The 267-nt window shown below is 52.1% G+C and carries 1 protein-coding gene; it reads right to left on the reverse strand.

Annotation, left to right across the window (positions count from 1 at the left end):
* Positions 1–137, reverse strand: a 137-nt coding sequence (locus B2T33_RS01860; RefSeq protein WP_286791046.1) for an NADH dehydrogenase ubiquinone Fe-S protein 4, incomplete at its 3' end; no start/stop codon positions are given.
* Positions 138–267: the final 130 nt, after the last annotated feature.

Consider the following 267-nt stretch of genomic DNA (forward strand, 5'->3'; position numbering starts at 1 on the left):
TCGGTCGATCCGATCCAGCCCATCAGCTGATCCGCAACCTTTTTCGCACCCGGTTCAAATTCCATGACCCAGTGCTTGGTCGCAGCCTGACCGGACTGCATGGCGTTCTTGGCAGGTTTGTAAACACGGACCTTCATCGGGACCCTCGTCTTGACCTTCGGGATAAGATGATGATGGCAGTTAAGCGGGTCTCTCTAACCCCTGCTATCAGTTCATCTTTTACACCTTTTATCGTGACTTGGAAATCCCGTTGGGCATCCGAAAAAC

Source organism: Thalassospira sp. UBA4513 (genome assembly GCF_002388495.1).
Classification (GTDB): Bacteria; Pseudomonadota; Alphaproteobacteria; order Rhodospirillales; family Thalassospiraceae; genus Thalassospira; species Thalassospira tepidiphila.